The following is a 21,432-nucleotide window of genomic DNA, read 5'->3' as shown; positions in this document are numbered from 1 at the left end:
CCTCCCAGGGGCAAACTATGCAGATCGAGCCGACTGCTTCAACCGCGCATCTGTTGGCCCAGAACAGACTTGTCTGACCAAGCCCATCGGATCATTCGAGAGCAGGCCGTCGAGGCCGGCGACAACATGCGCGCGGAATTTGGCGTTCGCGGCCAGTTGCGGATCGAAGATGGCGTCGATGGCGAGGATTGCGTCGGCGAGTGCGTTGCCGTCAGAACCGATGCGGTCGGCAATCGCCGCAATTCTTTCTGCGAACGGGTCGGACACTTGCCAGGCGCGGCCGAACCGCGTCGAAGCCTTGACCAGATAGGCCATCCAGCCGGCCACGGGGACCGACAGGAGTTCGATGCTGGCGCCCTTGGCCAGGCGGTCGCGGATCGGGTTCAGCAGGCGCTGCACGATCTTCTGCGAGCCGTCGGTGGCGATCTGGTGGTTGCGGTGGCGGATCGCGGTGTTGGCGAGGCGAGAAAGGCTCTGCTCGACATAGGCCGCTGGCACGATGCCGGGCACGGCCATCAGCGTCGGCAGCGTTTCCTCGGTCAGCATGCGGCGCACGAAATTCGCCAGCAGCGAGTTTGCGATAGCATCCGATGTGTGCTCGAAGCCACCTAGAACGCCGAGATAGCTGAGCGTCGTCTGGGCGCCGTTCAGCACCCGCATCTTGAGATGCTCGAAGGGGGTGACGTCGTCGATGAAGGTCGCGCCAACGCGATCCCAGCGCGGCACGCGGCCGGCGAAGCGGTTCTCGATCACCCATTGGCGGAAACGCTCGCCGACGACGACGGCGCTGTCATGATAGCCATAGCGCTGCTCGACCGTGCCGATATCGGCCGCGCTCGTCGCCGGCGCGATGCGGTCGACCATGGCCGAGGGGAAGGCGACATTGGCTTCGATCCAGTCGGCCAGCTTCCCGCCGCGCCGTTCGGCGAAGGCGCGCACCACATTGCCGAGGATGACGCCGTTGGTCGGGATGTTGTCGCAGGACAGCAGCGTCACCGGCCGGCCATGCGAGGCCATGCGCAGTTCCAGCGCCCGTGCCAGAATGCCCGGCACGCTGCGCGGCGCCTCGGGACTGGCGAGATCGTGCGCGATATCGGGGTTGTCGAGGTCGAGCGCGCCGCTCGAGGGGATGTGGCAATAGCCTTTTTCGGTCACCGTCATGGTGACCATTTCGATCTCGGGCGAGGCGAGCACGTCCAGCGCGGGCGCCGCGCCGTCCTGGCTGTCGACAACGCGCACGATACTGCCGATGATGCGCGCTTCGACCTCGTCGTTCTCGCGGATGAGCCGCGTGTAGAGCCCGTTCTGCCGGCCGAGCGTCCCCGCAAGCAAAGGCGGGCGGATGTTGATACCGATCAGCCCCCAGCGGTCGAAACTGTTCTCCAGCAGGTCGTCGGTGTATTCGGCCTGATGGCAGCGATGGAAGGCGCCGACGCCGATATGCGCGATGCCGGGCTTGAGCGCCGCGCGATCGTAAGCCGGCTTTCGAACTGCCGACGGAAGGCGGCCGAGCAGGGCAGGTGCGAGGCTTTCGGACCGCCTCACCGGTTGGCTCCGATCACAGCCTGTTCCTGGTCGATCACGGCACCGGTCATCGGGCCGGCAGCATCGGAAAGCAGGAAGACGGCAAGGTTGGCGATGTCGTTGACTGAAAGCAACCGGCCAAAAGGCTGGGCAGCGTTGGCGGCGTCGAGCCAGCCCGGACCGTGACCCAGCGTCTCGGCCTGCATGACGCGTTCGGCCGGGGTGTCGGTCCAGCCGACATTGATGCCGTTCACGCGGATGCGGTCGAAGCGGTGGGCATTGGCGGCGTTCTTGGTCAGCGTCGCCAGCGCGCCCTTGGTGGCGGAATAGACGGCAAGCTCCGGCGCGCCGCAATGCGCGTTGATCGACAGGATATTGACGATGGCGCCGCCCTGGCCGCGCTTCTTCATATCGGCAATCGCCGCCTGCATCAGGAAGAACGGCGCGCGGGCGTTGACGGCAAACAGCGATGCCCAATCGTCGAGCGTGGCGTCGACGAAGGAGGCACGGTCGGTCAGGCCGGCGGCGTTGACCAGGCCGTCGATGCGGCCGAAGCGTTCGATACAGGCCCCAGCCAGTCGCGCCGGGGCTTTGGGATCGCCGAGATCGGCGGCAGCGAAGATTGTGGCGGTGCCCATGGCCGACAGCTCGGCGGCAACCGCATCGCCGCGCTTCTGGTCCCGGCCGGTGATCAGCAGTCCGGCAGCACCCGAGCGCGCAAGCATCTCGGCAATCGCCCGGCCGATGCCTTGCGTCGCGCCGGTAACCAGCACCACCTTGCCGTCGAGACGAACCTCCATTCCTCCTCCCGGAACAAAGTTTCCATTTTTTCAAATATGGAACGAGAGTTCCCGATAGTCAACCTCGCTAGAGCGGTTCACCGTTTTCATGGAACCGGTGAACCGCTCTATCTCCTTGTCTTGCGCAATTCCGGACGAAAAACCGCTCCACACTTTTCCTGGAATTGCTCTTGTCAGCCTGTCCGCTGTGCAACGACGCCGTGGACCAAGGCCATGCCGACGGCCAGCGAGGCGGCAAGCGAGCGGAAACCGCCAAAGTCCTGCTCGACCACTTCCAGCCAGGTGTCGGAGAGTTTCACCAGCGGCGAAAAGGTGCTGTCGGTGATGGTGAGGATGCGTGCCTTGCGCTCATGCGCGACGGCGACGAGGTCCGGCGTGATCGAATTATAGGGGCTGAAGGAGACGGCGAGCACGGCGTCGCGCGGCGTGATGCAGCCGACCTGGTCGAGCGCGGTCGAGCCGACATTGTCGACCAGCACGTTGCGCACGCCCTGCTGTGACAGCGTCAGCGACAGATAGGTGGTGACCGGGAAGGCGCGCTTGCTGCCGATGACATAGATCAGCTCCGCCGCCGCCAGATGATCGATCATCGTCTCGAAGCTGCCGATGTCGAATGTATTGCCGATGCGGCCGAGCGAGGCCTGCGAGGCGCCGACCAGGCCGTTGAGGAAATGCAGGTGCGCGTTGGGCTCCACCGCTTTTTCCGGACTTCCCTGGGTTTCGGGCCAGGAGCCTTTCATGCGATCCTTGAACAGGGCCTGGAAATCGGAAAAGCCGGAATAGCCGAAGATCTGCGCGAAACGCACCAGGGTCGAGGGTTGCACACCGGCCTGGTCCGCCACCTGCGCGATCGTGCCCAGCGCCACTTCGCTCGGATGCTGCCAGAGGAAGATCGCGACCTGGCGAAGCCGCTTCGGGAAATGCACGGTGCCGGAGGAAAGCACGGCGCGCAGTTCTTCGTAGGTTTGTGGCTTGGTATAGCCAAGCGCCGCCAGCGATCGGCTCCGCTTTCTTGCCGCCGTCTCCAGGCTGCGTGCAGACGCTTCGTCGGCCACTTCACGCCGGCCGCTCATGCGTCGTACCCAAAGACGGTTTGAAACACCCCGAACCTCCCTCCGGATGCGGCCCATCGGCCGGACCACGAGAACGCTATCGCGGCACAAGAGTTTTACAAAATTAAAAATAGAAATATCATTCGAAAAATTATGGCAGGCGGCATCGGCAACGGGTCGCCAATCAGGGAGGATAATCGCAATCATGGTCTATGCAACCGCTGACGGAATCTCGCGCCAACGCCTGCGGGTCGGCATGGTCGGAGGCGGCCGCAATGCCTTCATCGGCGCCGTGCATCGCCTTGCCATGCGGCTCGACGACCAGATCGCGCTGGTCGCCGGCGCGCTGTCCTCCGATCCGAAAAACGCCGCCGCCTCAGCCGCCGAGATCGGCATCGCGCCCGAGCGCAGCTATGCCGACTATCATGCCATGGCGAAGGCCGAGGCGGCGCGGCCGGACGGCATCGAGGCGGTGGTCATCGTCACGCCCAACCATTTGCATGCGCCGATCGCGACGGCCTTCCTCGAGGCCGGCATCGACGTGATCTGCGACAAACCACTTTCGACGACGCTTGGCGAGGCCGAAGCGCTGGTGGCGCTGACCAAGGCGAGGAAGCGCCGCTTCGTCGTCACGCTCAACAACACCGGCTACGCCATGGTGCGCCAGGCGCGCGAAATGGTGGCGGCGGGCGAGCTCGGCCGCATCGTGTCGGTGCATGGCGCCTATATCCAGGACTGGCTGACCAAGCCGATCGACGCCGACGGCCAGAAGCAGGCGGAATGGCGCACCGATCCGGCGCGGGCAGGGCAATCCGCGGTGCTCGCCGATATCGGCGTGCACGCCTTCAATCTGGCGAGCTTCATCTCCGGTTTCGAGGCCGAAGCGGTTTCCGCCGACCTGTTCACCGCCGTGCCCGGACGGCGGCTCGACGACAACGCGCATGTGCTCTTACGCTGGACGGGCGGCGCGCGCGGCACTATCCTTGCCAGCCAGACCTCACCCGGCCATTACAACGATCTTTTGGTGCGCATCTATGGCGAGAAGGCCGGGCTCGAATGGTCGGGTTCGCGGCCGGAGGAACTGCGCTTCTCGCCCTATGGCGAGGAAACCCGCACACTGCTGCGCGGCGGCCATGGCTCGACGGCGGAAGCCCGGCGCGTGTCGCGCATGCCTGCGGCGCATCCCGAGGGCTATATCGAGGCCTTCGCCAATTTCTACCGCGACGCTGCCGACATCATTCGCGCGCATCGGTCGGGCGGAACGGTCGATGCCGCGCGGGCGGCGCAGGTACCCGATGTCGTCGACGGCGCGCGCGGCGTGAAGTTCGTGGCGGCGGCGGTGGAGTCGAACGCGACGGGTGGGGCCTGGACGGCGGCGCGGTTTCGCTGAGGCACGCAAAATCTTGCCGCCACGAGATACCGGAGGTTTCGAACAGGATCAGCTTGCAGCGCGCAGTCGACGAGCTCGAACGAAGCTCCTCAGCGCGTCGGAATCCATTGCGCGCCCGAATGCATAGCCTTGCAATATGTCACAGCCAAGCCCTTTGAGCACACGTGCGTGCTTCATCGTCTCGACGCCTTCGGCAATGATTTCGATGCCCAGGGATTTGCCGATTTCGATGATCGACGAAACGACCTGCCTTTGCTGGGGTGAGTTCACGATGGGGTCCACCAGCTGGCGATCTATCTTCAGGCGGCGAGGCTGCAATTTGAGCAGGCTGACAATGGAGGCATAGCCGGTGCCGAAATCGTCGATTTCGATGTCGATGCCGAGTTGCTTGATCTGCTCGACGTTCCACGTGACCAGATCATCGTTGTTGTCGAGGAAGATCGACTCGACGAGTTCAAAGGAAAATGTCCCCTTCCTGATATTGAGGTCGCGCAAACTTTTCAGGAGTTCCTCATCCCGGAGGCGCCGGGCCGAAACGTTGACTGATACGCGCGGGATGCCGATCTTGTCGGCGGACCACGCTTCAAAATCCAGAAGCGATTGCTGGAGGATTTTCCGGTCTATTACCGACACGACATTCAGTTCTTCGGCGGTCTTCAGGAAAACTTCAGGTGCCAGAATCCCTTTCTCTGGATGCCTCCATCGCGCCAGCGCCTCAACGCCGACGATCTCCAGCGTCTTTGCATCAAACTGGGGCTGGTAGAACACGATGAATTCGTCTCGCTCGAGACCTGCCAGAATCTCGTCGGCAATTCTCTTCGTGTTGACGATTTCGCTTTGCAGCTCTCCAGTGAAGAATTCATGGCGGTTGCGGCCCCGTCGCTTTGCCCGGTAGAGGGCAATATCGGCGTTCACCAGCAACTGCCTGGCATCGGTATCTCTGTCATTGTCGATCGCAATTCCAACGCTGACGCCAAACCGACATTGATGGCCGTGGTAATAAACAGGTCTGCGCATCTGCTCGATAATGTTGTCCGCCAGCGTCGCGGCCTGGCCAACGTCGCCATGCACTGTGCAAAGCACGATGAATTCGTCTCCTCCAATCCGGGCGACAAAACCGCTGTCGCCGACGTTGGACTTGAGAACGGACGAAGCATGCACCAGCATAGCGTCGCCTGCCGCATGGCCGAGCGTATCGTTGATGTGCTTGAAGCGGTCCAGATCGATGTGAAGCAGCGCCGCGTGGCCACCATTTAGCCTGGCCCTTCCCGCGTAGTCTTCCAGCACCTGATCCAGATAGCGGCGATTGGGCAGATCCGTCAGCGCATCGTGCAGCGCGACGTGTTCTATGCGCGCCTTGGCCGATTCAAGTTCGGTATTTTTCGACTCGGTCAGTTGCTTTGCTCGAACCAGATCGGTGTTCAGCAAAACATCCGCCGTCACGTCCCACTCCGCGCCGACCATTCGAGGCGAGTTGTTGGCGGTCTGGTAGAAGATCGCCCTGGAGCGGACGTGGCGAATTTCGCCGTCCGGACGAACGACCCGGTATTCGGATGAATATGTGCTGCGATCGGCCGCGGCTTTGTCGAAGTCCGCAAGCGCGCCAGGCAGATCGGCAGGATGAATGGCACCGGCCCAATCCGAATATCCGCGCGGCCCGCCGTCGGCCTCCCGGCCGTATATTTCGTTGACGCGGTCATCCCAGGTGAGATCGTTGGTTTCGAGGTCGTGCTCCCATACTCCGATGGCCGACGCCTCCAGAGCAAGTTCCAGCCGTCGCGACAGCCGATGCAGTTCCCAATAGTTTCGGTGCCTCTCGTTGATCAGGCGGCCCGCCGCCAGGAAAGGGATCAAGATCAGAGCGGCCGCCGCCGCCATGATCGCCCTCAGCAACCACGCGTTGGCGGGAGTGGCGGGCCAACCGTTCTTGGGAATGGCGGCGATCCGCCAGGAGCCCGACGGAAAAAGAACATCTGCAGTCACAGGATTGCTTTTGACAACGCGTTCGTCGCCGAAGAACTGAGCGCCGTTCGCGCCAAGGGCGTCATAGCCGATGAGTGCGACGTCAATCCCGAGATCCTTGTCGAGGAGGCCGCTCGCTTGGTAAAGGCGCTGGACGTCAACGACGGCGGAGACGATGCCCCAGAACCGGTCGGTATTGCCCGCGCTTTTGACGAATACCGGAAATCGGCCGACGAAGGCCTGTCCACCCTGCGCCAGATCGACCGGGCCAGCGAGAATGGTCCTGCGCTCGTCGCGCGCGCGCAGCGCGGCCGCGCGTTGCTGGTCGTTCTTGCGGTAGTCGAGGCCGATGGCCTTCTCATTGCCGGCCATCGGGTACATCAGGGAAATGACCAGGTCAGGCGCGCCGGCAATGTTGCGAAGCTGGGACTCTTCGTTGAACAGCCTGCTGGCAAGCTCAGCAAATCGCTGCTGTCCCATATAGGGTTCGGTCGTGACCGCAGCGACCAGTCCTCGCGCCAGCTGGAGGTTGCCGTTGACCTTGCCTTCGAGCTTGGCGCGAATGACATTGACCTTGGCCAGGACATCCGCGCGGACAGCCTGATCCGAGACGATCTTGTTCTGATGATCCGCAAATATCGCGCATACGGCAATAACCACAATCGCGATCGCCGCCGGAATCCTAGCCGGTGAAAAGACGGCCCGTTTCATGCGGCCGAACATGCTGGCGACAAGAGCCAATAAAGCGATGTTCCCTGTGCATGTCAGGCTCTCCAGATGAGCCTCATCAAGGGAATATTAGTTCGCAATAACTTAATTTTGGCCTTCACAGTCTTTAAAATTTTTGCGCCTTCGGACACGGGCGCATAGGACAATGGCACCAGAACCGGCACGTAGCGGAGCTAGTGACTATCGATCTTCTTCTGGACGATCCGATACGTCCCAACGCCGCGCTTGGTCGCGCCAATCGAATAGGCCATCGGAATCTTGGGAGCGTTTTCGGGCAGGCCATACATGTCCTTGCCGGCCCTCACCGCGAATGAAAAATGCTTCCAGGAAACCGTGTCGTGCTCATTGAGAAAATCGAGCGTCAGCCCCGCGGCGATCAGCGCGTTCACCACGTCGCTGATTGGATGAATCCATTCATAATACCGAGGATGCTTCAAGGTCCGCTCATCGCCGGTATAGGTCCGCTGCTCGTTCCAGACGAGCGGTCGCGTCACCGGGGTTCGCCAGTCGTCCTTCAATTCGAGGGCGGCAGCCTTGCGATTGCACTGGAACATCAAGGGATGGCCCTCGGCCATGTAGAGCCGGCCGCCAGGCCGCAGAAGATCGGCGACCACCCGCGCCCAACGGAAGACATCGTCAAGCCAGTTCACCGATCCCCAGGTGACGTAGACGATATCAAAGGTCCGGTCGAGCGCTTCGACCGCCTCATAAAGCGGCGCTTCGACGAAGCGAACGTCGCTGCCTGCCTTGGATGCGAAATCCCGCGCTGCGGCGATCGCCCTTGGTGAAAAGTCCAGCCCGGTCACGCTGCCCGCGCCGAGGTTCTTCAGGCTGATCGTGTCAAGACCGATGTGGCATTGCAGATGGACGATGTCCTTGCCGAAAATGTCCCCGACCTCGCGCGTTTCCAGCTCATAGAGATTGGACCCACCAGCCAGCACGTTCTCGATGCGGTAACTGCCCGTTTTGTCGGTCGCGTGCAGTTCGGCCCGATCATCCCAATTCAGGAGGTTCGCGTCCAAAAACGGTTCCAAGTCGCCCCCCTCGATCTCAGCCGCAAGGTTAACAGCTGGTTAATAAACAATGCCGTGAGAGGCCAGGCGCGTCAATCCGCTGCATGGCAGGGGACGCGGCGCGAGGTGGCTCGACAAAACTACCCCTTGATCGCCGACCCCACGATCGAATCGACGAAGAAGCGCTGCAGGAAGACGAACAGGATCAGTGGCGGCAGCACGGCGAGCGTCGCGCCGGCCATCACCAGGCCGGTGTTGACGGCGCCGCGGTTGTAGCTCAGCAGCCGGCTGAGGCTGATGACGATCGGATACGCGTCGGCATTGCCCTGCAGCACGGTGAGCGGCCACAGATAGCTGTTCCAGTGATAGACGAAGGCGAAGAGCGCCAGTGCGGCGATCGCCGGCGCGACGCTCGGCGCCACGATCTTGTAAAGGATGAGCAGTTCGGAGGCGCCATCCATGCGCGCGGCGTCGATCAGTTCGTCCGGCACGCCGGCGATGAACTGGCGCATCAGGAAGATGCCGAAGGCGTTGGCGAGGTTGGGCACGATGATGCCGGCCAGGCTGGCGCTCAAGCCCATCGAACCGACCATGCGGTAGAGCGGAATGAGCGTCACGATCGGCGGCAGGAACATGGTGGCGATCAGCACAGAAAAGAGCAGCGAACGGCCAGGGAAGGAATATTTGGCGAAGGCATAGCCGGCCATCATGCTGGTGACCAGGATGCCTGCGGTGGTGACCGAGGCGATGACAAGCGAGTTCCACATTGACCGGCCGACATTGATGACGCCGGCAACTTTTTCGTAGGCCTCGAAGCTCGGCGTATGCGGGATCCAGACCGGCGGCACCTGCATGGTCTCGGCCGGCGTCTTCAGGCTGGAAAGCACCATCCAGGCCAACGGGAAGGCGGAGGCGACGGCGACCAGCAACATGGCGGTCGCAAGCAGCGCCTTGCGGCCCGAAGGGCGCTTGCGGGAAAGCGATCTTGCCGTGCTCATTCGCTGTCCTTGCGGTTGACGAAGGCAAACAGCGCCGAAACGCAGACGATCAGCGACAGCATCAGCATCACGGCCATGGCCGAGCCCAGCCCGCCCTGCGCGCGTTCGATGCCGACGCGGCGGATATGATAGGTGAGCACATTGGTCGAGCCGACCGGCCCGCCTTGCGTGATCAGCGCCACCGGCTCGAACACCTGCACGGCGTTGATGATGGCGATGACGGCGCTGAACAGCAGCGTGCGGCGCAGCAGCGGCAACGTGATGAAGCGGAATTGCTCACGCCGGTTGGCGCCGTCGAGCGTCGCCGCCTCATAGAGGCTGCCGGGGATCTGCGTCAGCCCGGCAATCGCCAGCACCGTGAAATAGCCGACCTGCTGCCAGACATTGAGCAGCACGATCGAGACCAGGGCCGAGCGCGGCGAGGAGAGCCAGGGCTGCGGGCTGATGCCGATCAGGCCAAGCAACTGGTTGAACGGGCCTTCGCTCGGTGAATAGAGTTTCGACCAGACCAGCGCCACCGCGATCATCGGCACCATGTAGGTCGAAAACAGCACGGTGCGCAGCGCCGTGCCGCCGGCGACGTCGCGCTGATAGACCATCAGGCCGAGGACGACCGACAGCGGCAGGATGAGGATGACGGACAACGCGGTGTAGATCGCGGTGTTGAAAAGTGCTGCCTTGAAATCGCGCCCGACCGAGGTCGCGCCGAAGATCTCCTGGAAATTGCCGAGGCCGACGAAGTTCGCCTCGGAAAACGGCGTCTGCGTGGACCAGTCCTGGAAGGACAGCCAGACAGTCAGCAGCATCGGTACGAGCACGAAGACGCCGATCAATGTCACGGCGGGCGCAAGCATGATGCCCGCCGAGGCACGAAAAGCTTTGGCCATTCACCTGCTTCCGATGGCTACGGGTCGAAGACTCGAGCCTATTTCGCCGCGCGCTCCAGGATCGACGTGGCGTCGGCCTCGGCGTTCGCCTGCGCATCCTTGGCCGAGACCTGGCCGTACTGCAACGCCTCGAGCGTCTGCTGCAGGGATTCGGAGAATTCCTGACCGCCGAGCACGACCGGGAAGGGCCGTGCATCGGCAAGCACGGAGACGTAGCCGGAGAGGAACTCCGAGCCGAGCTTGTCCTTGTGCGCCTCGATGTCGGAAGTCCGCGACGGCAGGATGCCCATCGACATCAATATGTCGGACATGGCCGAGGCGCCGTTCCTGCCGGATTTCGGGCTGTTCAGCCAGGCGAGAAACTGCCAGGCTGCCTTCTGCTCGGCCGCGCCGGCCTTGGCGTTGACGACGGTCATCCAGGAGTAGGAGATCGAATGCGGCTTGTCGCCGCTCGGGCCGACGGGGATGGGCGCCGTGGCGACGTTGGCGAACTTGTCGCCCATGCCGGTCTTGAGCGCGCTTTCCCACCAGTTCGCCATGATGATCATGCCGGTCTTGCCGGAGACGAAATTGTCGAGGAACGGACCGGTGGTGTTGGCGTCGGCCGTCGCCATCGCCGGATTGCTCGCGCCGGACTTTATCAAGTCTTCATAGAGCGCGAAGGTCTCGCCGGCCTGGGAACTGTCCAGCGCCGGCTTGCCGTCCTTGACCAGGTTGCCACCATTGGAGACGAGCAGCGAGGCGAAGGGATGGACCACGCCCGCCGCCCATGAGTTGATCATGCCGAAGCCCTGCTGGCCCTTGTCCTTGTCGGTCAGCTTGGCGGCGGCATCCTTGAATTCGGCCCAGGTCCTGGGCGGGGCGGAGATGCCTGCCGCCTTGAACAGTTCCTTGTTGTAGTTCAGCGCATAGACGTCGATCTCGTTCGGGATGCCGTAGAGCGTGCCGCCGACCGAGGCGGCGCTGACGACGCCCGCCGGCCAGGCGCTCTTCACCTCACCGGCAACCGCTTCCGGGGCAGGGGCGACAAGCTTGTCCTTGGCCAGTTCCGGCAGCCACAGATCGTAGATGCCGCCGATCGTCGGACCGTCGGACGAGCCGCCCTGCGAGCGCAGCGTGGTCAGGAGATCGCCGAAGGGGACCGCGCGGACTGTGATGGCGACATCGGGATTCTGCTTGGAAAAATCCTTGGCCGCCGCCTCGAGCAGCGCCACCGTCTCCGGCGACCAATGCGTCAGATAGGAGATGTTGACCGATTGCGCCCAGCCGGTCGCGGGAAGGGCGACGAGCCCCGCGGCGACAGTCAGCTTCGAGAGCCAGGCAAGCGACATCGGCATCCTCCACACAAGTCGTGATAAGAGCGATGACGTTATGACAAGTTTGATCTCGCGCGCAAGCCCTTACGTGCGGATGTTCGGTTACGTTTTATAAGCCAAAAATCGTTCGCGACGGCTTTAAAATTATCCATATAAATCAATCTATTGCATTTTATCACCCAATAAGGTTGGCGGCCTCCGCGAAACAGTCCATGGCGTTAAGGTCTCTTGCGGATGCCGTCATGTCGTTATAATGACTTTGCCGAAAAGCGTATGACTCTCTTGCGGAGTCACCGCCGCCTGAGTGCCTCAAACCGAAAAAATGGGAGAACCGGCAATGAGCATGCTTTCAATCCACCGGCGCGCCGCGCTCGGCCTGATCGGCGGCCTCGCCGCCGCTTGCGCCGGCTCGCTTTCGACGCTGCCGGCGCGCGCCGACTCGACGGTGACGCTGTGGAGCTGGCGCACCGAGGACCAGGCCGCCATGAACCGCATCTTCGAGGCGTTCGAGAAGAAGAATCCCGGCATCAAGGTCGACATCCAGTTCACGCCCGACGCCGACTATCAGAACCGCCTGAGCACCGCGTTGCGCGGTGGCCGCGGACCCGACATCGCGCAGCTCAAGGCCTATGGCGAATTGCAGCCCTTCATCGAAGGCGGCTATCTCGACGCGCTCGACGACAGCGTGGCGGAACTGAAGAACATGCCGGACGCAGCCCTTGGCGGCGCGCGCGGCCGCGCCGACGGCAAGCTCTACGGCGTGCCCTATTCGGTGCCGATGATGGGCGTCTTCTACAATGAGGACATTTTTGCCGTGCAAGGCATCGAGATCCCGAAAAGCTACAAGGATTTCGTCGCCGCCTGCGAGAAGCTCAAGGCAGCGGGCGTCACGCCGATCGCCAATGGCGGCGCCAACGGCTCGGCCTGGGAGCTGGAGATCGGCGTCGGCGTCATCGGGCCGACCCTTTACGGTCCCGGCTTCTATGACGAGATGATGAGCGGCAAGGCGACGTTCGAGGATCCGCGCTATGTCGCGGCGCTGAAGCGCTTCGCCGAGCTCAAGCCCTATTATTCCGACGGTTTCGCCGGCATCGATTACACCACCGCCACGCAGCAGTTCATCGGCGGCAAGGCGGCGATGTTCTTCGGCGGCTCGTTCGAGAACGGCAGCTTCAAATCGCAGAACCCGAAGCTGAAATTCTCGCTCTTCCCGTTCCCGGCCGACGACGCCTCGACCAAGCTCTACACCTCCGCCTTCTCGGACGGCTCTTATGGCCTCGTGTCGGAAAGCCAGAACAAGGAAGCGGCGACCAAGGTGCTGAACTACATGGCCTCGGCCGAATTCGCGCAGGCCTTCGCCGACGAGCTCGGCTGGCCGCCGGCCCGCACTGACGTCACCGTCAAGGATCCGGTGCTTGCCAAGATGATGGAGATGGCGAAGAACTCGACGCCTTACCTGACGCTGGTCGGCTTTCGCTGGCAGGCGCCGACCGCGTCGTCGGTGCTGCAGTCCGAGATCATCGATATGGTCGAAGGCAATGTCGCGCCGGAGAAGCTGGCGGCCGACATGCAGGCCGCCGTCGCCACCTGGTTCAAGCCCAAGCAGTGAAGAGTGCCGGCCATCTGCCGGTATCTCAGCCTACAGAGCAGCGCATGACCAAGCTCCGCCGCATGACCAGCCTCCAGCGCACGCAGCAGCGCATGGCGGTGCTGTTCATCCTGCCGGCCTTGGCCGTCTACGGGCTGTTCGTGCTCTATCCGCTGCTCATGTCGCTGTGGGGCAGCTTCTTCGCCTGGAAGGGGATGCGCACGCAGGAGTTCGCGGGCCTCGCGAACTTCTCGCGCCTGTTCGTCTTTCCGAGCGGCGCGCGGCTCTACGGCGCGCTCTGGCACAATGTCGCGTGGTTCTTCGGCATCATGCTGCTGCAGAACGGCCTCGGCCTTTTGTTCGCCTGGCTGCTCTTCCTGCGCAACAGGGGCTCCGCCTTCTTCCAGTCGGTGTTCTTCTTTCCGGCGGTGTTAAGCCCGGTCATCGTCGGCGCGCTGTGGCGGCTGCTGCTCGCGCCGGGCGGCATCGTCGAATGGGCGCTGAACGGGCTCGGCCTGCACCAGGGCAGCCTGACCGTGCTCGGCAACAGCCATACCGCGCTCGGCATGCTGATTGCCGTCGACGCCTGGAACTGGATGGGCCTGCCGGTGCTGATCTACACGGCGGGTCTCAGGCAGATCTCGCCGCAGGTGTTCGAGGCGGCGAAGCTCGACGGCGCCGGCAATGCGCGCATGCTCTATTCCGTCGCTCTGCCGCTGCTGATGCCGGCGCTCGGCACGCTGACGACGCTCTCCTTCATCAACACCTTCAACCAGTTCGACATCGTCTATGTGATGCAGGGCGTGCAGGGCAATCCGAGCTATTCGACCGATACGCTGGTGACCTATTTCTACCGGCTCGCCTTCGGCGCCGAGGGCGCCGTCGGCATCACCGATATCGGGCTGGCGCTGGCGCTCGGCACCATGCTGTTCCTGGTCCTCAGCATCGGCACGCTGCTGATGTTGCGCTTCTTCGACAAGCGGACGGTCGAGCTATGAGCGCCGTCATTTTCCCGCAGAGATTGGCGCGGCTGCCTGGCTGGATCATCTTGGCTGTGTGGACCGCGGCGGTGCTGCTGCCGCTCTACATCCTCGTCGTCTCCTGTTTCAAGACGACGGCCGAGATCTACGACAACCGGCTCGGCCTGCCGCAAAGCTTTGCCTTCGACAATTTCGTACGCGCCTGGACGCGGGCCGATCTCGGCCACAATTTCATCAACAGCCTGATCGTCACCGGCGGCGCGGTGATCCTCACCATCGTCGTCTCGGCGATGGCCGCCTATCCGCTCAGCCGCTACAGGCTCGGCTGGAACGGCATCATGCTCGGCCTATTCCTGTCCGGCATCATGCTGCCGATCCGACTTGCCTCGGTGGAGCTGTTCACGCTGATGCGCAATCTCGGCCTGCTCGATTCTCTCACCGGGCTGATCCTGGTCTATTCGGCGATCCGCATCCCCTTCGCCGTCTTCATCTTCGCCAATTTCATGCGCGTGCTGCCGTCCGAACTCGACGAGGCGGCGCGCATGGACGGCGCCGGCGAGGCGCGCATCCTGTTCCAGATCGTGCTGCCGATGGTGAAGCCGGCGGTGTCGATCGTCGCCATCTTCACGGCGATCGCGGTGTGGAACGACTTCTTCTTCCCGCTGATCTTCATCTTCGACGATCGCTATAAGACCGTGCCGCTGGCGATCAGCGTGTTCGTCGGCCAGTTCCGCACCGATTGGGGCCTGGTGTTCGCTTCGCTGGCGATCTCCATGGCGCCGATCCTGATCATGTATTGTTTGCTGGCGCGCCAGATTCGCGAGGGCGTCGGCGCCGGGGGAGGCATGAAATGATCGAGGACAAGGTCTATGCCGCGCGCTCGATCCTGGTCGTCGGGGCGCATGCCTTCGACGCCGAGGTCATCGCCGGACCGCTGGCGGCGGCCGCCGCCAGGAATGGAGCCCAGGTCACCTTCCTGCATCTGACGATGGGCGAGCAGGGCCATCCCTGCCTGATCCCGGACCATTATTCGGCGCAGAAGGAGGACGAGGCGGCGAAGGCCGCCGCGCGGCTCGGTGTGGAAATGCGCACCATGAAGCTGCGCGACGCCTTCCTGCCCAACGACAACGCCACCGCCCTGCAGGTTTGCGACGTGATCCGCGAGGTGCGGCCGGAGGTCGTCATCACCCACTGGCACGGCAGCTGGCACAAGGACCATCGCACGGCGGCGCATCTCACCCAGAACGGTATCTTCTTTTCGGCGCTGCCGACGCTGAAGCGCGCCCATCCGGCGCATACGCCGCAGCTGTTGCTGTTCGGGGAGAACTGGGAGGACGACGAAGGTTTTCGGCCCGAGCATCTTGTCGATGTCAGCGCCGGCTTCGATGCCTGGCAGGAAGCGGTGATGGAATACGAGCTGGCGCGGGGCTTAAGCAGCTTTCCCTATGTCGATTATTACAGCGCGCTCTACCGGCTGCGCGGCTGCCTGCGCGGCACACGCCATGCGCAAGCTTTCGCTGCCGCCTCGCATTCCTGGAATGCCGGCAGCGGACTGTTTGCGCCGCCGGCCGCGGATCGGAGCCGCGAGACATGACGCGGGTTCTAGCCATCGATCTCGGCGGCACCAATTTGCGCGCCGCTATCCATATAGGCAATGTCGCTGCACTCGCACAGCAGGTTCGCGAGCTAGCGCCGGACAATCTCCCCGCTTTCGTCGCGCGTGTCGGCGCGCTTGCGGCCATGGGCAACGCCAAAGCGCTCGGGCTTGCCGTGCCGGGTCTGGTCGAAGGGTCCGTCTGCCGCTGGATCCCGAACCTGCCCTGGCTCGACGGCGTCGACATCGCGGCGCTGTTTCCCGACATGAGCGTCGCGGTCGGCAACGATGCGCAGATCGCGCTGCTTGCTGAAGCAGCCGAGGGCGCGGCCAAGGATGTCTCCGACGCGATCCTGCTCGCGATCGGCACAGGCATCGGCTCGGCGGTGCTGGCCAATGGCCGCATCGTCGCCGGCGCGCATGGCGGCGCCTGCTCGTTCGGCTGGGCCTGCGCCGACATCAAGGACCATGGCGAGGAGCGCAGCGGCTGGCTGGAGCGCGTTGCCTCCGGCCGGGCGCTCGACGCCCTTGCCGGCCAGATCGGGCTCGCCGACAGCCGCCAGCTGATCGCGGCCGCCAAGGCAGGCGACCTTGCGGCGCAGACCTTGCTCGAGGTGCCGGCGCGCCAGCTCGGCACCGCGCTTGCCGGCGCCGTCGGGCTGCTCGATCCAGGCGTCATCCTGGTGTCCGGTGGTCTTGCCGATGCGCTCGAAGTGATCGCGCCGCCGTTGCTCGTGGCGCTTCGGCGCCAATTGCCGCCGCATCTGCGCGGCATCGAACTCAAGCCTGGAGAATTCGGCTCCCGCGCCGGCCTGGTGGGCGCCGCGCTTGCCGGCCAGGCTGGAAACGGGTGGAGGCAGATCCGATGAGCGAAGCAAGTTTTCAGCAGCCGGACCGCAGGCGGCCGGAGCCGCTCTGGTACCAGGTCGAGGAGGCGATCCGCGCCATCGTCAAGAGCGGCGAATGGGCGACCGGCGACCAGATCCCGGCCGAGGACCGGCTCTGCGCGCTGTTCGGCGTCAGCCGCATCACCTTGCGCCACGCGTTGCGCAATCTGGAGGAAAGCGGGTTGCTCAGGCGCGAGCACGGCAGGGGCACCTTTGTGCGCTCCACCACGCTGGTCGCCGGCACGCGCGAGCTTACCTCGTTCACGCAGGAGATGGGCAATATCGGCGTGGTCGCCGGTTCACGCCTGCTCGACTGCAGCCTGACCACCGCAAATACCGCGGCCGCCGGCGCGCTGGAGATCGAGGAGGGCGACCCGATCGTGCGCATCCGCCGATTGCGGCTCGGCAACAACGAACCGATCGGCATCCAGACCGCGCAGCTTTCGGCAGCGCGCGTGCCGGGCTTCCTCGATGCCGGTCTGCTGAAGGGCTCGCTCTACGAAGCGCTGGAGCGGCAATACGGCATCGTGCCCGTCGAGGCGCGCGAGAACTACCGCGTCGGCGCCGTCAGCGCGGCGGACGCCGAACTGCTGGAGCTGCCGGAGGGCAGTCCCGCCTTCGTCGTCGAGCGCATCACCATCGACGAGCGCGGGCCGTTCGAATTCACCGTCTCGGTCATGCGCGGCGACCGCTACGAAATCCGCTCGACGCTGCGCGCCGGCCGCCCGAACACCAGAAGCTGACACGATTAACAGGAGTACCGAAGTGTCCGATCTCTATATCCCACGCCTCACCGCTCTGCTCGAACAGGCATCGAAGGCCAATGAAGAAGCCTTCAGTCAGGCGGCGAGCCGTTTCGCCGACACGCTCGAAAATGGCGGGCTGGTCCATCTCTATGGTTCGGGCCATTCGGTGCTGCCGGCGCAGGAGATGTTCCCGCGCTATGGCAGCTTCGTCGGTTTCAACCCGCTGACCGACCCGCGCGTGATGTGGCACAACGTGCTCGGCGCCGGCGGCGTGCGCGAGCTGCTCTGGCTGGAGCGGACGGAGAAATACGCCGAAAAGTTCCTGGATCATCAGCCGCTGAACAAGGGCGATTCCATCATCATCTTCGGCCATAGCGGCCGCAACTCGTCGGGCATCGACACCGCGCTCTATGCCAGGAAGCGCGGCATCTTCGTCGTCGCCGTCACCAGCAAGAACAATCTCGACAAGCCGGCCACGCACTCTTCCGGCAAGCGGCTGGCGGACGCGGCGGACGTCGTCATCGACACCTGCTCACCGATCGAAGACGCGGTGGTGCCGATCGAAGGCTGGAGCCGGCCGGTGTCGGGCTCCTCGACGGTGCTGGCGATGGTCATGGCGCATGAGCTTTTGGCGCGCACGGCCGAGCAATTGTCGAAGCGCGGCATCGAGCTGCCGGTCTTCGCCTCGCCGACCATTGCCGGCGTGACGCTGCACGACACCGACGTCATTTACGGCGTCTACCGCGAGCGCATGATCGAGGCGCAGAAGAAGCACCTGCCGACCTTCCAGGCGACGATGCGCGGGGAGTGAGCAGCGGGCGACGGGAGGCGTGTCCGGCGCCTCCCTCCCTCAAAAGCCAGCGCCGCACCCGCTTCCGAATGCCTGGGCGGCGCGTCATTCTCATCGGGATTGGGGATCGGCTCCTCATCGGGAAGCCGGTCCGGATCCGGCTCGCGCATCGGCTTGGGTTCCGGGATAGGCGGCGTGGGCACCGGCGTGGGCGTCGGGTCCGGATTGGGGAGAATAGCCATCGTTTTCCTTCCGCTCGGTGCCTTTGTCTTTACGCAGTTCCTGACGGAAAACCGATTACACTTTTCCTGGAACTGCTCTAGGCAAGCTCTGTTGCGATCCCAACAAGCGGGATGCGACCTGAAATGGTGGAAGTGATCGCCGCAGCCCCGGCGCTTTGTCGGGCAGCGATCGGCGGCGCAAGCTGGCAGAACGGTCGCGCTCGCGGATGGTTCCAACATGATATCGCCGCGCGCCGGCGGCGGGTAATGATCAAATGATTCTATCGCGCCTGTGCGGCTCTTGCCGGCGTCGGGCGGCGCCTTAATTCCCATTGCGGGCGGGTGATCATCTGTCGATACAGGAGACGGCCGTGAAGCACCAAACCCTTGACCAAATCAACGCCGTTGCCGACGTTCAAGCCGAAGCACCGGCTCTCATCGCCAATCGCGGCCAGCGCCTCGAACGCTGGGCGCAGCTACTCGAACAAAATCCCGACCTTCGCCTGACGGCGCTGTCGGGCACCGAATATGCCTCGCCCGACGTGCGCGAAAGAATGCGCACCGACGGATCGGCGATCGCAGTCGCCTTCGCGGATCCGATCTTTCGCGCGCAAGGCCTGCGGGACGACAGCTACGGCGAAGCCAGGCGCTTCTTCGAAATGAGCGACTGGCAGCTGCATGAGGTCGTATGCCATTGCCATGTCGGCGCAAACATGCCGGCACGCTGGGCTGCGTCGCGCGTGCGCGCGGCGGTCTCGCCGGGCGCAGGCATTCTCGCCTGGCTGAGAGCGGTGTTCATGCATTAGAACGGTTCGCCGTGCATCGAGACGGCACCCGCTCTACCTTTTTGCTTGATGCAATTCCGGTTTGTTTGACGCAATTCCGGACAGAAACCGCTGCGCACGTTTCCCGGAATTGCTCCGGCGATGGCCTCGACGCCGGCAATCGCGCCGGTCCAGAAACCTCGGCGGGAGAGCGATGAAGACTTGGGCGCGTTGCTCCGCGCTCCCTCTTCAGCTTGCGCGGCCACCCGTCGGGTCCGACCGGTCATGCCGTCGTCTGGATGATCAGCGTCAGCGTGCCGTCGCCATCGATGTTGGCGGCAACGACCTGTGAAGAGTTGAGGCCATTGGCGCGCAGGACCGACGTCGCCTCGGGCGAGGCGTCGACGGAGTTCTGCAGCTTTGCCAGTTCCTTGGCCGTCGTCCTGGTGACTATGGCTTCGGCCTGCGTCTTCACTTCCGAAGGCAGGTCCTCGATCGCCACCACGACGATGTTGGTGACGTTCTGGGCGGCGTCGCCTTGATCAGGCTGAGCCTGGTCGGGGACAGGCTGGCCGGGGATGGGCTCCTGGGCCGGAGGCGGTGCTTGTGGCGGCTGCGGATCGGCGCGTTGAGCAGAAGCGGGCTGCGCCAGCGTCATGGCCGACAGCGTCAGGACCATCGTCAACATGCGCATCGTCTTTCCTTTCGATCTCGAAATCTGACGACACAACCCCCTGGGCGGGACGATGGTTCCCGGACAGTCGCCGGTGCGGCTAGCCAGAGTCGCGTATTGTCCGGAAGGTCACTGAATAACGGTGTCGGTCGACAGGCGGGATGGAGTGTTCCCACTCGTTTCGCGACGGACCCGCCATGAGATAGGCGGACCTGGGCTCGACCTCGATCGTTGCACGGTCCCATGCGGCGCCGTTCCTGCGGCGCAGCCGGAAGCCGCACGGCGCCAGCAGGGAGACGCCGGCAACAAGTTCGAAATGCGGCTTGTCCCGGTGCCAGCCTATGCCGGCGCCCGGGCGATACTCGTTGATCAGCACCTGCGCGAACGCGGCGGCTTGGACGCCCGCGAAATCGGCGACCTTGGCGCGAAGCGGCAGCAGGAATTCGGGTATCGCCGGCGCCTCGACGACCTGGCGGCGCTCGTAGTCGTAGCGCAGACCGAAGCCCACGACCTGCCTGTTGGCTAGATGACCGTGAAAATCGAACGGTTTGAAGGGCAGGCTCTGGATGTGTTGGACCAGATTCTGCTCCTCGTCATGGGCGATCAAGTCCGGCCGGTAGGAGAAGCCTTCCGGCAGACTTGCGGGCGGCAGGCTTGCGGGCGCGCCGAAGAGATCGCCCTGGAAGGCGCCCTTGGCGGTTCGGTTTTTGACTGACGGCATGCGGCTCAAATAGGCAATCGGAGCAATTGCGCAAGCGGTCGTCAATAAAGCGCTTAGGCCGGCGCGATGCGGAGTATGTCCGCAAAACTGCCTGGCCGATCGAGATCCCAGATCCGGGCGATACAGGCGCGCATCTCATCCGCGGTGGCGCCTCCTCGGAATTCAGCGAGGCGCATGGCCTTGGCTTCCAGTTCCTGCCTGGCAAGCGTGTTGCCGGGGTCGCCCTTGGGTTCGTCGACGCGGGCGAAGAGCTTGCGGCCATCGACGGTCGCGACGGCCACTTTTCCGATCCATTGTTTCGGATAGAGCGTGTCGACCTCGATGTCGAATTCCATACGCACCTTCGAGCGGAAAGCCGCGATCCGCGCATCGGCAAGCGCCTGGTGTTCGAAGGCGTCGAGGTCGGCGACGCCGTGGACGACGATCAGCCCCAGAACCGTGCCCATCGAAAACTTGGCCTGATGGACCGTTTGCGGAACGTCGACCGCGCCCAGCACGTCGATGGCTCCCTGGTGGACGTTGGCGACGACTTCCGCGATGTCGTCAGGCCCAAGCCCTTCACGGCGCATGAGAAGCTGGAGGGCATCGGCGGCGGGGTGCGTGTGCCGACAGGAGGCATGCCATTTGAACGATGTCTCTTCCGTTGCCCAGCGGCTGCCGAGGCCGTCAGTCAGGCGGGCGGGATCAGCATCGCTGGACATGCCGGCGGCCATGCCCTTCCTTCCCTCGAGTATCCGTTCTGCGCCCCTGGAGCCGTTGCTGGCCAGACAGGCCGCGGTCAGGGCATTGTGGGCCGA

General features: G+C 63.8%; 19 protein-coding genes and 1 pseudogene. 9 read left to right on the top strand and 11 right to left on the bottom strand.

Annotation, left to right across the window (positions count from 1 at the left end; genetic code table 11):
* Nucleotides 1–15 precede the first annotated feature (15 nt).
* The 3 genes from KVT37_RS27890 to KVT37_RS27880 form a co-directional block, all read right to left on the bottom strand.
* Nucleotides 16–1,545, bottom strand: coding sequence for a mannitol dehydrogenase family protein (locus KVT37_RS27890; protein WP_308642786.1), 1,530 nt, complete (start codon nt 1,543–1,545; stop codon nt 16–18).
* Nucleotides 1,542–2,324: an SDR family oxidoreductase gene (locus KVT37_RS27885; RefSeq protein ID WP_217578236.1), complete on the bottom strand. Its 783-nt coding sequence runs from the start codon at nt 2,322–2,324 to the stop codon at nt 1,542–1,544. The genes KVT37_RS27890 and KVT37_RS27885 overlap by 4 nt, the downstream gene beginning before the upstream one ends.
* A gap of 173 nt (nt 2,325–2,497) precedes the next feature.
* On the bottom strand, nt 2,498–3,397 hold the full coding sequence (locus tag KVT37_RS27880; RefSeq protein WP_217578235.1) for a MurR/RpiR family transcriptional regulator: 900 nt from the start codon (nt 3,395–3,397) through the stop codon (nt 2,498–2,500).
* A 184-nt stretch (nt 3,398–3,581) separates the two neighbouring features.
* On the opposite strand from KVT37_RS27880, the gene KVT37_RS27875 reads away from it, so the two are divergent.
* Nucleotides 3,582–4,766: a Gfo/Idh/MocA family protein gene (locus KVT37_RS27875; RefSeq protein WP_217578234.1), complete on the top strand. Its 1,185-nt coding sequence runs from the start codon at nt 3,582–3,584 to the stop codon at nt 4,764–4,766.
* Between the two features lie 48 nt (nt 4,767–4,814).
* Here KVT37_RS27875 and KVT37_RS27870 read toward each other — a convergent pair whose 3' ends face one another.
* The 5 genes from KVT37_RS27870 to KVT37_RS27850 form a co-directional block, all read right to left on the bottom strand.
* Nucleotides 4,815–7,439 carry an EAL domain-containing protein gene (locus KVT37_RS27870; RefSeq protein ID WP_217578270.1) on the bottom strand — a complete coding sequence of 875 codons (2,625 nt, stop codon included), beginning with the start codon at nt 7,437–7,439 and terminating at the stop codon, nt 4,815–4,817.
* A gap of 191 nt (nt 7,440–7,630) precedes the next feature.
* On the bottom strand, nt 7,631–8,491 hold the full coding sequence (locus KVT37_RS27865; RefSeq protein ID WP_217578233.1) for a bifunctional 2-polyprenyl-6-hydroxyphenol methylase/3-demethylubiquinol 3-O-methyltransferase UbiG: 861 nt from the start codon (nt 8,489–8,491) through the stop codon (nt 7,631–7,633).
* A 119-nt stretch (nt 8,492–8,610) separates the two neighbouring features.
* Complete coding sequence (locus KVT37_RS27860; protein ID WP_217578232.1) at nt 8,611–9,468, bottom strand: carbohydrate ABC transporter permease; 858 nt, start codon at nt 9,466–9,468, stop codon at nt 8,611–8,613.
* Nucleotides 9,465–10,355 (bottom strand): carbohydrate ABC transporter permease, encoded by an 891-nt coding sequence (locus tag KVT37_RS27855; RefSeq protein WP_217578231.1) that lies wholly within the window; start codon nt 10,353–10,355, stop codon nt 9,465–9,467. The genes KVT37_RS27860 and KVT37_RS27855 overlap by 4 nt, the downstream gene beginning before the upstream one ends.
* 38 nt (nt 10,356–10,393) lie before the next feature.
* The gene (locus KVT37_RS27850) at nt 10,394–11,686 is read right to left on the bottom strand and encodes an ABC transporter substrate-binding protein (protein ID WP_217578230.1); all 1,293 of its coding nucleotides are present in this window, start codon (nt 11,684–11,686) and stop codon (nt 10,394–10,396) included.
* Between the two features lie 322 nt (nt 11,687–12,008).
* Here KVT37_RS27850 and KVT37_RS27845 point away from each other — a divergent pair, with 322 nt between their 5' ends.
* The 8 genes from KVT37_RS27845 (at nt 12,009) to KVT37_RS27810 (ending at nt 19,283) form a co-directional block, all read left to right on the top strand.
* Nucleotides 12,009–13,280, top strand: a complete 1,272-nt coding sequence (locus KVT37_RS27845; protein ID WP_217578229.1) for an extracellular solute-binding protein — start codon at nt 12,009–12,011, stop codon at nt 13,278–13,280.
* 44 nt (nt 13,281–13,324) lie between these two features.
* Entirely contained in the window at nt 13,325–14,257 is a 933-nt protein-coding gene (locus tag KVT37_RS27840; protein WP_217578228.1) for a carbohydrate ABC transporter permease, read from the top strand.
* On the top strand, nt 14,254–15,093 hold the full coding sequence (locus KVT37_RS27835; protein WP_217578227.1) for a carbohydrate ABC transporter permease: 840 nt from the start codon (nt 14,254–14,256) through the stop codon (nt 15,091–15,093). The genes KVT37_RS27840 and KVT37_RS27835 overlap by 4 nt, the downstream gene beginning before the upstream one ends.
* Nucleotides 15,090–15,833 carry a PIG-L deacetylase family protein gene (locus tag KVT37_RS27830; RefSeq protein WP_217578226.1) on the top strand — a complete coding sequence of 248 codons (744 nt, stop codon included), beginning with the start codon at nt 15,090–15,092 and terminating at the stop codon, nt 15,831–15,833. Before KVT37_RS27835 ends, KVT37_RS27830 begins: the two co-directional genes overlap by 4 nt.
* The gene (locus tag KVT37_RS27825; RefSeq protein ID WP_217578225.1) at nt 15,830–16,702 is read left to right on the top strand and encodes an ROK family protein; all 873 of its coding nucleotides are present in this window, start codon (nt 15,830–15,832) and stop codon (nt 16,700–16,702) included. Before KVT37_RS27830 ends, KVT37_RS27825 begins: the two co-directional genes overlap by 4 nt.
* On the top strand, nt 16,699–17,463 hold the full coding sequence (locus KVT37_RS27820) for a GntR family transcriptional regulator (RefSeq protein WP_217578224.1): 765 nt from the start codon (nt 16,699–16,701) through the stop codon (nt 17,461–17,463). The genes KVT37_RS27825 and KVT37_RS27820 overlap by 4 nt, the downstream gene beginning before the upstream one ends.
* 22 nt (nt 17,464–17,485) lie before the next feature.
* Nucleotides 17,486–18,277 carry a sugar isomerase domain-containing protein gene (locus KVT37_RS27815; RefSeq protein ID WP_217578223.1) on the top strand — a complete coding sequence of 264 codons (792 nt, stop codon included), beginning with the start codon at nt 17,486–17,488 and terminating at the stop codon, nt 18,275–18,277.
* A gap of 571 nt (nt 18,278–18,848) precedes the next feature.
* Nucleotides 18,849–19,283, top strand: coding sequence for a hypothetical protein (locus KVT37_RS27810; protein ID WP_217578222.1), 435 nt, complete (start codon nt 18,849–18,851; stop codon nt 19,281–19,283).
* Nucleotides 19,284–19,524: 241 nt separating this feature from the next.
* On the opposite strand, the gene KVT37_RS27805 is transcribed toward KVT37_RS27810, so the two are convergent.
* The 3 genes and pseudogenes from KVT37_RS27805 to KVT37_RS27795 form a co-directional block, all read right to left on the bottom strand.
* The gene (locus tag KVT37_RS27805; protein WP_217578221.1) at nt 19,525–19,935 is read right to left on the bottom strand and encodes a hypothetical protein; all 411 of its coding nucleotides are present in this window, start codon (nt 19,933–19,935) and stop codon (nt 19,525–19,527) included.
* A 79-nt stretch (nt 19,936–20,014) separates the two neighbouring features.
* Nucleotides 20,015–20,635: an alpha-ketoglutarate-dependent dioxygenase AlkB gene (locus KVT37_RS27800; RefSeq protein WP_217578269.1), complete on the bottom strand. Its 621-nt coding sequence runs from the start codon at nt 20,633–20,635 to the stop codon at nt 20,015–20,017.
* A 53-nt stretch (nt 20,636–20,688) separates the two neighbouring features.
* Nucleotides 20,689–21,432, bottom strand: a pseudogene (locus tag KVT37_RS27795) (MmgE/PrpD family protein); the annotation flags it as partial.

Origin of the sequence: Mesorhizobium sp. GbtcB19, from assembly GCF_019091085.1 — a bacterium.
In the GTDB taxonomy this organism is placed as follows: Bacteria; Pseudomonadota; Alphaproteobacteria; order Rhizobiales; family Rhizobiaceae; genus Mesorhizobium.
This window is presented reverse-complemented; position numbering and strand designations above follow the sequence as displayed.